The sequence below is a fragment of the Rhodopirellula sp. UH5 genome, from assembly GCF_056839225.1.
Window position 1 is genome coordinate 1276864 of the sequence record NZ_CM166390.1, and the last position, 12822, is coordinate 1289685.

Annotated in this window: 14 protein-coding genes; 7 read left to right on the forward strand and 7 right to left on the reverse strand. The window is 56.3% G+C overall.

Annotation, left to right across the window (positions count from 1 at the left end):
* The first annotated feature begins 127 nt into the window (after positions 1 to 127).
* Entirely contained in the window at positions 128 to 337 is a 210-nt protein-coding gene (locus UH5x_RS04630) for a hypothetical protein (protein ID WP_482634876.1), read from the forward strand.
* Here UH5x_RS04630 and UH5x_RS04635 read toward each other — a convergent pair.
* The 6 genes from UH5x_RS04635 to UH5x_RS04660 form a co-directional block, all read right to left on the reverse strand.
* Complete coding sequence (locus tag UH5x_RS04635; protein ID WP_482636127.1) at positions 315 to 1448, reverse strand: ABC transporter permease; 1134 nt, start codon at positions 1446 to 1448, stop codon at positions 315 to 317. The two genes, UH5x_RS04630 and UH5x_RS04635, sit on opposite strands and share 23 nt — an antisense overlap.
* A gap of 85 nt (positions 1449 to 1533) precedes the next feature.
* Positions 1534 to 2235, reverse strand: a complete 702-nt coding sequence (locus UH5x_RS04640; RefSeq protein WP_482634877.1) for an ABC transporter ATP-binding protein — start codon at positions 2233 to 2235, stop codon at positions 1534 to 1536.
* Entirely contained in the window at positions 2235 to 3794 is a 1560-nt protein-coding gene (locus UH5x_RS04645) for a hemolysin D (RefSeq protein WP_482634878.1), read from the reverse strand. Before UH5x_RS04645 ends, UH5x_RS04640 begins: the two co-directional genes overlap by 1 nt.
* 2 nt (positions 3795 to 3796) lie before the next feature.
* Positions 3797 to 4318 (reverse strand): hypothetical protein, encoded by a 522-nt coding sequence (locus UH5x_RS04650; RefSeq protein WP_047817020.1) that lies wholly within the window; start codon positions 4316 to 4318, stop codon positions 3797 to 3799.
* 29 nt (positions 4319 to 4347) lie between these two features.
* Positions 4348 to 5502, reverse strand: a complete 1155-nt coding sequence (locus UH5x_RS04655) for an ABC transporter permease (RefSeq protein WP_482634879.1) — start codon at positions 5500 to 5502, stop codon at positions 4348 to 4350.
* A 55-nt stretch (positions 5503 to 5557) separates the two neighbouring features.
* A complete protein-coding gene (locus UH5x_RS04660) occupies positions 5558 to 5941 on the reverse strand; it encodes a heavy-metal-associated domain-containing protein (RefSeq protein WP_482634880.1) in 384 nt (127 codons plus the stop codon).
* A gap of 213 nt (positions 5942 to 6154) precedes the next feature.
* Between UH5x_RS04660 and UH5x_RS04665 the strand changes: the two genes are divergently transcribed.
* Entirely contained in the window at positions 6155 to 6556 is a 402-nt protein-coding gene (locus UH5x_RS04665; RefSeq protein WP_482634881.1) for a hypothetical protein, read from the forward strand.
* Positions 6557 to 6808: 252 nt separating this feature from the next.
* Here the strand turns inward: UH5x_RS04665 and UH5x_RS04670 are convergent, their stop codons facing one another.
* Entirely contained in the window at positions 6809 to 8230 is a 1422-nt protein-coding gene (locus tag UH5x_RS04670; protein WP_482634882.1) for an MATE family efflux transporter, read from the reverse strand.
* Between the two features lie 219 nt (positions 8231 to 8449).
* On the opposite strand from UH5x_RS04670, the gene UH5x_RS04675 reads away from it, so the two are divergent.
* The 5 genes from UH5x_RS04675 to UH5x_RS04695 all read left to right on the forward strand — a co-directional run bounded on the left by UH5x_RS04675 (position 8450) and on the right by UH5x_RS04695 (position 12579).
* Entirely contained in the window at positions 8450 to 8662 is a 213-nt protein-coding gene (locus UH5x_RS04675) for a hypothetical protein (RefSeq protein WP_482634883.1), read from the forward strand.
* Positions 8663 to 8789: 127 nt separating this feature from the next.
* Positions 8790 to 9875 carry a glycosyltransferase family 4 protein gene (locus UH5x_RS04680; protein ID WP_482634884.1) on the forward strand — a complete coding sequence of 362 codons (1086 nt, stop codon included), beginning with the start codon at positions 8790 to 8792 and terminating at the stop codon, positions 9873 to 9875.
* Positions 9872 to 10990, forward strand: a complete 1119-nt coding sequence (locus tag UH5x_RS04685) for a glycosyl transferase family 28 protein (protein WP_482634885.1) — start codon at positions 9872 to 9874, stop codon at positions 10988 to 10990. Before UH5x_RS04680 ends, UH5x_RS04685 begins: the two co-directional genes overlap by 4 nt.
* Positions 10987 to 11847 (forward strand): glycosyltransferase family 2 protein, encoded by an 861-nt coding sequence (locus tag UH5x_RS04690; protein ID WP_482634886.1) that lies wholly within the window; start codon positions 10987 to 10989, stop codon positions 11845 to 11847. The genes UH5x_RS04685 and UH5x_RS04690 overlap by 4 nt, the downstream gene beginning before the upstream one ends.
* 261 nt (positions 11848 to 12108) lie before the next feature.
* Complete coding sequence (locus UH5x_RS04695) at positions 12109 to 12579, forward strand: PA2169 family four-helix-bundle protein (RefSeq protein WP_482634887.1); 471 nt, start codon at positions 12109 to 12111, stop codon at positions 12577 to 12579.
* Positions 12580 to 12822 lie beyond the last annotated feature (243 nt).

Here is a 12822-nt window from a genome sequence, read left to right on the forward strand (position 1 = left end):
GCGCGTTGAAAAAAGGCATCAAACTAGCTCATTCGCTCGACACGTCAACGCAGCCAAACATCTGACACGCACGCGAATGCCCCTCGGACAGCCCCTGGCGAGATTCGATGTTGCTCCAATCGGAGTGATGACCATCGTCGTGCACCAGACAGCCGAGATGTTCAACGGCGGGCGGGACGACCGGGTGTCGTCCATGTTGGAAAGACTGGGGATTGAGTTTCCCAATCTCATCATTCAACGCTTTCTCCAGGGAATCGCGGCGAGCCTGTTCGCGTCGAGCGGGACAAGCTCGACTCAGGTGACCTCGTGTGATCTCACGCCTGCCGCAACGCGTTGACGATTGGGACGGTGGCGGCCTGAATGGCGGGCACCAACCCGGCGAGGATCCCAACCAAGACCGATACCACGGTTCCGGTGACCGCCAACCCCAGCGATGGACGGAACGCGATCGTGGCTCCCTCGGCACCAATTGCAAACCCTCCCAAACCAAGCGAGGCGAGCGCGAGCAGCGTTCCCGCGACCCCGCCCACCAAGCACAAAATGGTGCTCTCGGCCAAAACCAACCGCATGGCTCGCAGCGGTCGAACGCCCACGGTTTGCAGCACCGCGTATTCCTTGATCCGGTCCTGGACGCTCATCACCGTGGTCGTCGCGACCAACGACAACACCAAGGCGACGCAGGCGTAGCCCAGCCAGTGAGCAAAACCAATCAAGTCCACCAAGTCCGACAACGTGCTGGCTTGAAACGCTCCCTTTCGGCGAGTCTTGGTCGCGACCGCGCCGGCCCGAAGCTTCTGATCAATCGCTGTCGCCACACGATCGGGATCCGCATCGTCGGTGAGCATGACTTCATGCTGCGTCACCAACCCGGCGGCGTCCAACCCACGCGTGTACTGCAGAAATTGCAGGCTGGTGTAGATCAAGTTCTCTTCGGATGGAACGCTCGATTCAAAGACACCCGCCACACGCACGGACAAGTCTCCAATCGTGAATTGGTTTCCGGTTTTCAGCCCTCGACGCTGCGCCACGTTCCGCCCCACGATGGCCGCATCTCGATGGGACTCAAACTGTTGCCAACTCCCGCTGGTCAATTTCAACGGACGTGTTTGCTGGATCTGTTTCGGATCGGCTCCGTTGAAGACCACAATGTCGAGGCTCGCTCGGCAGTTGTTCGTCCACACTTGGATCGGCATCACGTCGCGTACACCCGGGACCTCCGAAATGACACGTTGGTAGTCCTCCGGCAAACGACTGCTGGTCGGACAGAAGCGGTTTTCTTGGAAGACAATCAGATTGCGATCCGCATCCGATCCCGTCGTCAGTCGATGCAGGCCCTCTTGCACGGAGCCGACAAAACAGAACACAAACATGGCAACCGCCGCGCCGGTGACAGTCAGCAGCGTCCGAGTGCGGTGTCGCCAAAGCGTTTTCAAAACATAACGAAACATAATGTCCATCCGATTTCGGAAGCCCCCAATGTGGCATAGGCTCCCAGCCTGTGAATACTCACCCAACAGCCAAAGCCACCTGAGTTCAACGAACTGCCGAGGTTTCGTCCAATCCAACCTCGATAAACTTACCTCGATCCAAAACCAATTGCCGCGACGCGATTTTGGCAGCATCCGTGTCATGAGTGACCATCAACAGCGTGATGTCCAGTTCCTTGTTCAATCGCTGCAGCAAGACCTGCACCTGCTCGCTGGTGTCGGTATCCAGACTCCCCGTCGGTTCATCCGCCACGACGACTTTGGGGTGAGCCACAATCGCTCGGGCGATCCCGACCCGCTGTTCTTGTCCTCCCGACAACTGCCGAGGGTAATGATCCGCTCGATCGCTCAGCCCCACCGCTTCTAGCGCCAACTCAACGCGCTGCCGACGCTGGGTCCCCGTCATCTTCAACAGCAACGTCGGCAGTTCGACGTTCTCGTAGGCCGTCAGAACGGGAATCAAATTGTGGGTTTGGAAGATGTAGCCCAAATTTGCCGCTCGCCAATCGGCCAACTTACCGCGAGAAAGTTTGGTGACTTCGGTTCCTGCCACACGAATCGTTCCCGCATCAGGACGATCGATTCCGCTGACCAAGTTCAGCAGCGTGCTTTTCCCGGTGCCACTTGGCCCCATCAAAGAGACGAAGTCGCCCGCCTCGATGTCGAGATCAACCTCGTCTAGAGGGGTGATCGTTTCATCACCCTTGCGAAAACTCTTGCAGACGCCACGTAGTTCGACCAATGCCATCAGTTCATCCCCATCGTTGTGTCTTCGCGTTCCACCAAGACGGAATCGCCTGCTTCCAAACCGGATGGAATGTTCGCAATCAATTTATCCGTCACGTTCAGTCCCGACTCAATTTCGACCAAGCCATCACCTCCGGCTCCCCCGACAATCACCGGCGTTTTCCTTGCAATCTGATCTGAAGAGACGCACCAAACGAACGTTCCCGAGTCTCCTGTTTGAACCAACGACTGCGGCACAAACAATCGCTGCCTGTCCTTCGCCGCTTGGGTGTCGAGTTCTGTCGCTGGAGAAAGAAACGTTGCCGTCACGAGCATTTCCGGGCTCACGGTGGGAGGCGGGTCGATCAGTTCGACCTTCACCTCCAAAGTGTTCTTTTGAACGTTCGCGGCGCTGGTGGCTTGCAGAACTCGTCCTTGAATAACCAATGACGACGACGCAGTTTCGATCTCCACTGGCTGGCCTTGCCGAACCATCGGGACGTCTTCCAGACGCACGTCCGCGCGGACTTGCAGGCGTTCGGGATCGTACATCTCTACCACCGTGCTGGCGCTATGCCCCGTCGAGGACGCCATGCCCGAAACTCGCGTTCCAGGCGAAGCGATCAATCGTAGAATTCGACCATCCATGGGAGCCTTGACCACGTTGCGTTCCAACGCCAACTCAGTCTGTCGCAGCTGCAACCTCGCCTCATCCCAGAGTGCTTTCGAAGACGCGACCTTGGCCTTGGCCTCTTCCACTTGACGAGTTTCTTCGACCAGCAACTGACGCTGCTTCTCCAACGCCTGCACCTTGTTGCTCAGGGCATCCACTTCGCGTTTTAGATTCGGTTGGCGACGTTGCAACTCCTGCAGATTCGCGCGCTCCGCTGCGTGGTCGCTTTCCGCACGAGCGAGAATTCGACCGGAAATCGCGCCTTCGGCCGACCGCTTGCCTTGCATGTTATTCAGAGCGTATTCCACGTTCGCCTCGGCAGCGTCAATCAAGAACGGCAACTTGGCAAGTTCCGTCTGCGCTTTCGCCAACATGCTTTCCGCGTCGGCCAGTTGAACCTCCAAGTGCACCGGGTTTTCGAAACGTACCCGGGCAGCGTTCAATTCCGCTTCCGCACGTTGCAGTTCCCCGTGCCGAATCGCAACTGCATTCTTGGCCTGTTGAACGTTCAACTCCGCGTCAATGGCGATCAAACGAGCAACCGGCTCGCCCCGTTTGACCGGTTGCCCCTCCACCACCAACAACGATTCAATCACTCCTGGGGCCAAGGCCGCGACGCTGATCGCGGTCGGCCGCGGCTCGATCCATCCGGGTGATTGAAACAACGTTTGTCCCGCCTGAACCACCTCGGCACGTTTGGCGATCACCGGCATCACGGTGACCGTTTGCCTTGGCAACCAATGACGCCCCGCCGCGACCGCCAGCAATGCTACAAACCCGACCAGGATTCCAATCGGCATCACAAAACGGCTGATCCAACGTCGACGCCGAGGCGACGATGCCGGATTGTTTTGCGTTGGCGTGCGGTCGATGGCCAATTGGCCGAGATCAAGCGGAGCTTCTGCCATGACTACTTGCTCGACCGAACGAAAACGTCGCTGGCTTCAACGGTCAAATTGCCTTGGTCGTCCCGTTTGGCAATCCCGTGAACCACGACAGTTGCCAGCTCATTGACGCCCAACAAATCGCGAGCGGTTTTCGAAACCGGTGCTCCCGACTCGTCAACGACCTTCACCGTCGCGATGTTGTCTTTGACCTGGTCCTGCGTGCAACAGTAGTCCCAGGGTGTCGGGCAACCTTCGTCATCGGCACAGTAGGGAACGTTCGGATCGACAATGGTGAATGCCGCCAAACCATCGACGAACGGGTCCGCGGAGCCGCCAATCAATCCCACCAAGGTCAACTCTTCGCCATCGCCAGCCTTCTCACGGGCCTCCCCGACGGGCATCGCATCGGCAGGTTCCGAACTGGCCAGGTAAGCCGAATCCGCACCGGACCCTTGGCTCGCATCATTCTCGGCAACTTCTGAACCGCCGCAACCAGCGATCAAAGCAACGACGCCCAATAGGGCAAGGTGTTGAAAACGTTTCATTGTGTTTCTCTTTGAAAAAGGGTTTTGAGTCAAACTGCTTTCAGTCCCGTTGCGACTTCTTCTCGCAACGCTTTGAGTGCCGGTGGCAACGAACCAAGGACACCCAACAAAATTCCAACGCCGCACCCGATCAAGATCGCGACACTGTCGATCCTCAATGTGAAAGCTCCCATTGTGAATCGAACCGCCATGCCATTGAGCAGCAGCAACGCCACCACCCCTGACAACAACGATCCAGCGGCCGCCAACAGGACGCCCTCCTGGACCACACTCAGCAAGATCGCACGCCGTCGATAACCGATGGCTTGCAACGTTGCGATTTCTCGGATCCGTCCGGCAACCGATCCATACATCATGTTCAATCCAGCGAACACGCCCGCACCGGAAACCAGCACCACCACAAACCACGCCAACACTCGGACGGGTTTGTAGTGCTGCTGAAGCGACGCGTAGTAATCCGTTTCGCGAATCGCTCGCAGCTCCAAATCCAAACGCTCTTTGCAGAACAACTGAACCTCCGCCGCCGAGCGACCAGGCAACAATCGAATTGCGACCAAACTCAAATCCTGCCGTTTGGTCGCAGTTTGAAAGTCATTCAAGGAACACCAGATTTCCGATTCATAGGCCGACCCGCCAGAAGCGAACCGGCCGCTGATCGTCCACTTGCGGCCCTCAAATTCCAGCTGTTTGCCAAGTGTCAGCTCACTCGGTTCGCGACCAAGCTTGGTGGCCACCAAACGGCCAACCATCACTTCCCCATCGGACGGCCAAGATCCCTCGACCAGCTGCACCGAACGACGCACCAAGGGCGCCGATGTGGTCACACCGCGAACCAACCCCAGGCCTCCCGGACCAGAGTCTGTCGCGACTCGCGTTCCTAAGTACAGCTCCGGTGACACATGACGGACGCCAAAACGCTTCATCGTGCCATCGAGGCTGGCGGCCAACAGCGATGGAGTCCGCGCGGCAATCGATGAGTTCTCGATGTTCTCTTCTGAGTTCACCGAGTACACCAACACCACATCGTCATCCCCACTGATTGCCAGCGACCGTTCCAATCCGCGAATGAATCCCACGACCACAAACACCAGCATCACCACCGTGGCCAGGGCCACCAATGTCAACGCAGTGCGCACCGGCCGTCGGGCCAGATTGCGGACGCCGTATTCCCAAGGCAACAGCACTAGCGAATGTCCCAGGACAAGAATTGGATTGCGAAACCGATTGCGAATCTCATCTTCAACGCTTGGGCTTGGAGGTGAACGTGCCGTCGGGCGTGATCATCTTCTTTGGCGTCTTGCCGATGCTTTCCATGATTTCCCAAATTCCCTTGGGACTTAACTTCACACCGTCTTTGGCAACCAAAGCGACGGACTTCTTCTCGATGCTGCAGACGACTTTCGTGACCGCATCCACCGAATCAAATCGGGCCGTGATTTTCTTGACGCACCCGCCACACATCTCACCCACCGTCATCACAATCTGATGAGATGGATCCCGCTTGGAATCCAGCGTTTCAGCGGACGCAGCCGCAGGACTGAACCAACCGGACAGGAGGCAAGCCAAAGCGACCAATCCCAGTCCATTGCCATTCGAACCAAACATCATTCTCAACTCTTCCATGTCAAAAGGGGAAATCAGACAAAGTGTGGCGCAGGCAGCTCTGCTTCCTAGCGCAAGCGAGGGAAACCAGTACGTTAGCCACACCAACTCAAACACGACGGATCGAACGTGACGAATCCATTACGCGACGCGATCACCAATCTGTGATTCAGGGCGATCTTCGTAGATGGAAGCGCAGCGACGCCTTGTCAGCGTTCCAGCACTTCCCGGAGGATGGCGAAGATCAAATCAGCCAAGATTGGTGCGCAAGACGCACCTGCCGGCCAGATGGACTCGCACAAGACGGCAAGTCACGAAAAGAAAACCACGTCGCACCAGAACAAGATGGCGACATCGATCGCCGATCAACCACATTGGTCCAAACGACGAGCGAACTGGAGTCGGGAAGATCCAAGTCGCTCTCAAGAACCGCACCTTCGCAAATGCAGTTTTGGCAAGTGCAATCGCCTCCGCACGGGGAGGATTGGCCGCGCGTCGAATCAAGATCCGACGCGGTCGCCGGTGCTGCTGACTCCCCGTGATGGCAACAACGGCACGTTTCTGCAGCAACACTTTCATCGCATGTTGCTTCCGTTTGGCACGAAAAACAACGCAAAGGGCACGTCAATAAATTGACGACCAACAGGGCGATGAAGAGCGGGGTTCTCATGCTTCCGAGTCTACCAACGGTCAATTGTGAGAGCAACCTGAATCTCGCCGGAGCCAAGCGTTGGAAGGAAACGGTCGGCCCAATGGAGCGGGGACGGACGATCGATTTGATCAGTGCATGATTCGAATTGGCTTTTGCCCCGGTTTGGCAATTGGTCCGAAGTGAACGTCAAGCAGCTGCGACACCGAAAGAGCGTTTCGTGCTCGCCAATGACCGAGCTAGGCCAATGCCGCTTCCGACGTCCGCTTCGTCGACCAGCACAGACTCCCCGCTAACAAGAGTGCTTGAGCCGTCGACCAAAGCACCAAGGCGGACCACCAATGAATCACGATTTGATCTTCCCCCACCAGTGATCCGTTCCGAAGCCATCCATCGGGTGCCAGCAACCATCCGCCGGCAACCACCACGACGCCTGGAATCGCGGTTGCCACCAAGATCACAAACGACTTGCCGATCCCCTTCGCTGAAGCGGCAAGCAAGAGGCTGGCGACGTCGACCAGAGCGTAGACAGCCGCAAACCGCATCAAGCGAATCGCCAGCGGTTGAATTTCGGCTCGCTCTTGCGCGCTGATTCCACCCAACGGTATCTGCAGCAGAGGTTCCGGGAACGCGGCGAGTGCAATCGCCAATGTCAGCGCCACGACCAATCCCAACCTCATCCCTCGACGGATGGTGTCCGATGCCAAACCAATCCCTTTGGATGCCAGCGCTTGCCCGGTCACAACGGTGACCGCGGTGCCCAAACCAATCGCGGGAATCGATAGCAACTGATACATCGTGAGCGCTGCGGAGGTCGCTGCCAAACCGGTGACCGAAGCCGCACCAATGACCAGCAACACGAAGCTGAACAATCCAGACCGAATCAGTTGTTGCAATCCAATCGCGGATCCCGGAACGATGATTTCAGTCATGACATGACGACTCGGTCGCCATGCGGCACGAAAATGACGCCCGAATGAATTCAAACGCATCAACATCACCACAAACACGGCCACTTTGAACCACATCGCAATGGTCGTTGCGAGTGCAGCACCAAAGACGCCCATCGCGGGCAATCCCAACCCACCGAAGATGAACCAGTAATCCAATCCGACATTCATCGCGGACGAGGCGATGTTGGTTTGCAAGATCGGCCGAGTCACCCGTCTTCCCACGAAGAACGCGGTCAGGCCAGCTTCCAGCATCGACGCGGGAGCGACCAACAGCAACGTTTGAAAGTAGCGTGCCTCCTGATCCGCCAGTTCAACGTCGTGTCCAAAGGCTTCGAACAAATCGGGGCTCATCCAACCGATCAACGCGAAGGCTGGAACGCAAGCCAGAGTGAACCACAAACACTGCCAAAGCAGCGACCAAACCCGCAGCGCTACCGCTCCCCGACCACGCTTCTTGCCCATCGCCATCGCAGCAAGCGGGGTGATGAACCCCATTGCAGTGACGGGAATGCATGCGATCGCCCAGTACAAATTGCCCGCCGCCATCGACGCCGCTGACGAAGTTGGACCATACCACATCAAAAGCGTGCGATCGGTGAAGAGCGTGATCGAGAAACAACCAACGGTGGCCGCCAGCGGAATGGCAACCGCCACCATCGCTCGATAGCCGTACGCGTCATGTTCAATTCGACGGGACGATTCAGACATGACTTCCTACGAGAGAATGGACAACGGCCAACCATCGCGGATGGCAATTCAAAAAAATCAAAAGTGCGAGGATCGCGACATGACGCCGCTGACTAAAACACGATCACCCTCTGGCTCAAAAAATGCAGTGGCGGTTCGGAATTGATTCGCGACTACCTAAGCGAAATATGTGCCACCGCATCACGTCCATCAACGTGACCTCGAAACTAGGAAAACACAATGTCCACCACCAGCCTTGCACGAAGGCAATCCGACACAACCGAGCACCCTGCGAGCGGCATTGTTCGCTCCCGCTTCGGCATTGGACCGCTGGCACGTTTGCTCTCGTCGTTGGTTGCATTGATCAACCATTCTGATCGAAAACTAACCGATTCAGGAGTCATCAATCCGATTGTGGAACGTGTGTCCGTGGTCGCAACGCAACGTCGCTGAGCAACTCCCCACGACCTTTGGCACGGTCGTTGCTTAAGCCGAGGCCGACGGAATCGAAAACGACATCACGGATGATCGGAGCATCAATCACCCGTTCACAACTCCATCGGCTGGGGAGCCATTCGCGATGAAAATCGGCATTGTAGGTCATCTCAAATTTCCCATCGCGAAACCATACGCAGGAGGCTTGGAAGCATTCACTCACGCGTACACAAACGCCCTGGTGAATCGAGGTCACGAGGTCACATTGTTTGCTTCGGGAGACTCGGATCCGCGGTTGCCTCTCACAAGCATCATCCCAAACGCCACCATCCCCGAATCCAATGCACGTCTCGGTCGTCTGTGCCACGACTGGATTGAAAGCGTGGAAGACGAAGCTTACGCGGAGTTGATGTTGCAACTCAGTACAAGTCAATTTGACGTGATTCACAATCACTCGCTGAGCCCCATTCCTTTGCAGTTCTCACATCTGCTGCCGACACGTTTGATGACGACGCTGCATGCACCGGTCCTGCCTCGGATGGCAGCGGAAGTGCAACGACGAAACGCGGAAGCGTGCCGCCAATTCATCAACATCTCCAATGCAAACGCGGATGCCTGGCGTTCATTGCTGCCCGACCAAACGGTGATCCACAATGGAGTCGACACTTCGTTCTGGGTGCGTTGCAAAGCAGAAAAACAGCGACGAGCCATTTGGTTTGGTCGCATCCTGCCGGACAAGGGAACCCACTTGGCATTGCGAGCCGCACATCGCGCCGGCATCCCGCTTGACGTTGTTGGCCCCATTTCGGATCAAAGCTACTTTGACTCGGAAGTCCTCCCACTGCTTCGTCCGGAAGATGCTTACCATGGTCACCGTACCCACGAAGAACTCTGCACGTTGATCAGTCGTTCAGCCGTGACCTTGGTCACGCCATGTTGGGACGAACCCTTTGGATTGGTCGTTGCAGAATCGCTGGCATGTGGGACTCCCGTGGCTGCCTTCAATCGCGGTGCTTTGCCGGAGCTGATTGGCAAATCCACCGGCCGATTGGCCAAGCCGGGAAGTGTCCGTGAACTGGCTCAGGCGTTGCTTGGATGCATGAAGCTGCCTGGTGAAATCTGCCGCCGGGTCGCACAAGAGCACTACAGCTTCGACCGAATGGTGGAACAATACGAGTCGCTGTACCGAAAACACTCCAACTGGAGCTTCCCGAATGAGGTTGCGGCGTGATCGTTCGACAACCCCATGTGGGCTTCTATGTCCATTATCACGGGATGGGCCATAAGCACCGAACCGAGGCCATTCTTCGTCAGTTGCCGGTGCCAGCATCGGTCGTTACCAGCCGAATTCATGGCCTCGATTGGAGCGGTCCCACGCTTGAGAACGTTATCGGAATCGAATGCGACAACGACGACGTTCCAGTACGTGGAATGCAGCACGCACGAGACGTTTCCGCGCTGCACCACGCACCGCTGTGGACAGATTCCATCACGAAGCGAGTCGCTCAGTACACACGTTGGCTGGATGAAACTCGACCAGACGTGATGGTGATCGACGTTTCAGCGGAGATATCGATGCTCACGCGGTTGGCATCGATTCCTCAGATCGTGATGCGTCAGCATGGACGTCGCGACGACGCTGCTCACTTGGCCGCTTACGAAGCCGCTCACTCCTTGTTGGCTCCCTTCCCGCAATCGATGGAGGATGACATCACACCCGATTTTGTCCAAGACAAAACGGTCTACTTGGATGGTTTTTGCCGCGAAGAAGCAAGCGGATCGTCGAGTCAAGCTCAACGGCACTCACGAAAAAGCGATCGGCCGTTGATCGTGGTCATGTTTGGTCGAGGTGGTACGGGCGACGTTCACCAGCACTTGCGAGACGCGGCGACTTCGGTCCCGCACGCGGACTGGTGCGTCTTAGGAAAAGAAGATGATATGAACGCCGAACGAACACCGGCAAATCTGCTCTTCGCCGGATGGCAAAATCATCCCGGCAGTTGGATCGCTGATGCCAGTGTCGTCGTTACATCTGCTGGCCATAACAGCGTGATGGAGCTCGGTCATGCCCGCTGCCGGTTCATCGCGATCGCGGAAGACCGCCCCTTCGAAGAACAAATTCGCAAGGCCAAGATCCTGAGCCGGGAACAATTGGCAATCGGATTGACCGATTGGCCCCAATTAGGCCAGTGGCCGACATTGATTGAGGAAGCGATGTCCTTGGATCCATCACCATGGCGAGATATTTTTGAACAGGACGGAGCCGAGCAGGCGGCGGAGCACATCACTCGAGTCGCTCAATGGTCCCAGGAAGCCAGATTGTCTCGGGAGTTGTTAACGCTATGAAGACCAGTGTCCTCACCATCGTTCGCGGACGTCAGGCACATCTCGAAAATCAACTGAAGGGGTTGTTGCAATCTGAAATTCTGCCACACGAATGGGTTGTCGTTGGCATGAATCAGGATGTCACACTTCCGGATTGTCAACGCTTCCCGATTCGCACATCCAGTGTCAATCATCCAACCGAACCGCTTCCCTTAGCGCAGGCTCGCAACCACGCCGCTTCGCTCTGCCAAACCGACGGCTTGGTGTTCCTGGACGTTGATTGCATCCCATCGCCCGACATGATCGGAAACATGTTGAATGCACTTCAAACCGAGGACCGACTGTGGATGGGATGCCCCCGCTACCTCCCCGCGGAAGCCGCCGAAGACGACTGGCAAATGAATCATCTCCAACGACTTTCAGTCGGTCATCCGTTGCAGCCTCAACTTGGCGAGGAAAAACGTCAAGGTTCCGAACGATACGAAATGTTCTGGTCGCTCTGCTTTGCAACCAGCCTCTCTTCCTTCGATCAAATCGGCGGGTTTGACGATTCATTTGATGGCTACGGTGGCGAGGACACCGACTTCGCGTTTTCTGCTCGCAAAGCCGGCGTACCTTTCGGCTTCGTGAATGCTGTTGCGTATCACCAACATCACTCGGTTTGCAAACCACCCCTGAACCATCTCAAACCAATCGTCAAAAACGCTGAACGATTTCGCCGCAAGTGGGGCGTGTGGCCCATGGAATCCTGGCTCAACGCCTTTGCGGAGCGAGAACTCATCGAGTTTGACAAAGACGCCGACTCAATCACGATCCATCGCATGCCAACGGAATCCGAAATTCAAAAAGCCACGTCTCTGACACCAGCGGGATTTTGATCGGGTACGCAAGATTAAACAAGCAAAACCAAGTGAACCGGGCATTCACCTCGTCGGTATCGCTCCACTCCCAGAATCGTCATTCGAGAAAGCGTTCGCTGTAGTGCGTGCGACCACGTGCGGTGTCAGACAATGGCAACGGCTCTTTGGAAGAACGAAGTCGAGTTCTGGCACGGTACTGGCACGGTAGTTGCAACCTACTTCCTTCATTGAACAACCGTTTGATAAATCTACCAACTACAGCAAACTGAAGGATTTCACATGTCTCTTGAAACCAAAATCGACTTGAACGAAACCACCATCGAAAAGCTTCAAAAGCTGATTCGTGCCAACATCGATTCCTACAACGGCTTTCACGAGTCCGCCGAAGAACTGAAGGATGAGCGTTTGGCGACACTGTTTCGGGCGATTGGTGACGAACGGTCCGCGATGGCCACTGAATTGCAGCAGTACGTCGAGTTCAACGGCAAAGAAGCCGAAGACGATGGCAGCGTGGCCGCCAAAACACACCGCATCTGGATCAACATCCGAGGCAAACTGAACGGCGGCGATGCAACCGTGATTTTGATCGAAGCCGAGCGTGGGGAGGATCACATCAAGGAAGCCTACGAAGATGTCCTCAAAGACACCGCTGGCAGTGCAATGAACGATGTGTTGTCCGCCCAATACGCAAAGGTCAAAGCCGGCCACGACAAAGTTCGCGATCTTCGCGACGCCTACAAGGCCAGCTGATCACCGCTTGCTAAATCATATCGGTTTCCAAACCGAACAACGAAAGCCATGTCCACGGACGTGGCTTTTTGTTTGCGCGGATGACATTCCGTTCGCATTTCGTTCTGAGTTCTGAGTTTAGCCGAAAGAGTGGCAGCAAAAAGATCGTCCGCAATGCCATTCATGGTCACCCCCACGCTTCAGGAACGCGCTGTCAAACGCAGCCGAACGTTCGGCAAAGTGGTGCCGTGTCGACCAATCGTG

Bases quoted from the DNA above. Each gene is read 5' to 3' on its own strand.
- UH5x_RS04645 (WP_482634878.1), bottom strand. From the start codon at position 3,794: ATGGCAGAAGCTCCGCTTGATCTCGGCCAATTGGCCATCGACCGCACG.
- UH5x_RS04695 (WP_482634887.1), top strand. From the start codon at position 12,109: ATGTCTCTTGAAACCAAAATCGACTTGAACGAAACCACCATCGAAAAG.
- UH5x_RS04650 (WP_047817020.1), bottom strand. From the start codon at position 4,318: ATGAAACGTTTTCAACACCTTGCCCTATTGGGCGTCGTTGCTTTGATC.
- UH5x_RS04640 (WP_482634877.1), bottom strand. From the start codon at position 2,235: ATGGCATTGGTCGAACTACGTGGCGTCTGCAAGAGTTTTCGCAAGGGT.
- UH5x_RS04635 (WP_482636127.1), bottom strand. From the start codon at position 1,448: ATGTTTCGTTATGTTTTGAAAACGCTTTGGCGACACCGCACTCGGACG.
- UH5x_RS04665 (WP_482634881.1), top strand. From the start codon at position 6,155: ATGGCGAAGATCAAATCAGCCAAGATTGGTGCGCAAGACGCACCTGCC.
- UH5x_RS04660 (WP_482634880.1), bottom strand. From the start codon at position 5,941: ATGGAAGAGTTGAGAATGATGTTTGGTTCGAATGGCAATGGACTGGGA.
- UH5x_RS04670 (WP_482634882.1), bottom strand. From the start codon at position 8,230: ATGTCTGAATCGTCCCGTCGAATTGAACATGACGCGTACGGCTATCGA.
- UH5x_RS04630 (WP_482634876.1), top strand. From the start codon at position 128: ATGACCATCGTCGTGCACCAGACAGCCGAGATGTTCAACGGCGGGCGG.
- UH5x_RS04690 (WP_482634886.1), top strand. From the start codon at position 10,987: ATGAAGACCAGTGTCCTCACCATCGTTCGCGGACGTCAGGCACATCTC.
- UH5x_RS04680 (WP_482634884.1), top strand. From the start codon at position 8,790: ATGAAAATCGGCATTGTAGGTCATCTCAAATTTCCCATCGCGAAACCA.
- UH5x_RS04675 (WP_482634883.1), top strand. From the start codon at position 8,450: ATGTCCACCACCAGCCTTGCACGAAGGCAATCCGACACAACCGAGCAC.